Annotated in this window: 1 protein-coding gene; it reads left to right on the top strand. The window is 62.2% G+C overall.

Annotated features, from left to right (window positions below; genetic code table 11):
- Positions 1–632: tripartite tricarboxylate transporter permease (locus EN939_RS36965; RefSeq protein ID WP_206528480.1), on the top strand; the 632-nt coding region annotated here is incomplete at both ends.

Consider the following 632-nt stretch of genomic DNA (forward strand, 5'->3'; position numbering starts at 1 on the left):
CTTGGAATCCGGGAATATGCCGACGGGTTGAATTTCGTTGCGGTGGCGGTCGGCGTCTTTGGCGTCGCCGAGATCCTGCGCAACCTCGAAAACGAGGATGAGCGCTCCGTGATGATCCGCAAGGTCACCGGCCTTATGCCGACCCGCGAGGACTTTCGGCGCATGGCAGCGCCCATCGTGCGCGGAACGATCATCGGTTCGGCGCTCGGCATCCTGCCGGGCGGCGGCGCGATCCTGGCAGCTTTTGCGTCCTACACGGTCGAAAAACGCGTCTCGAAAAACCCGCAGGAGTTCGGCAAGGGCGCCATCGAAGGCGTCGCCGGACCGGAATCGGCCAACAATGCCGGTGCGCAGACCTCCTTCATCCCGATGCTGACGCTCGGCATTCCAGCCAACCCGGTCATGGCGCTGATGATCGGCGCCATGATCATCCAGGGCATCGTGCCCGGCCCCAATGTCGCGACCGAACAGCCGGCGCTGTTCTGGGGCATCATCGCCTCGATGTGGATCGGCAATCTGATGCTGATCGTCCTCAACCTGCCACTGATCGGGCTTTGGGTGAAGCTGCTGACGATCCCCTATTACGTGCTTTTCCCGATCATCATGGCGTTCTGCTCGATCGGCGTCTACAG

It is taken from the genome of Mesorhizobium sp. M7A.F.Ca.CA.002.05.1.1, assembly GCF_003998335.1.
GTDB lineage: Bacteria > Pseudomonadota > Alphaproteobacteria > Rhizobiales > Rhizobiaceae > Mesorhizobium.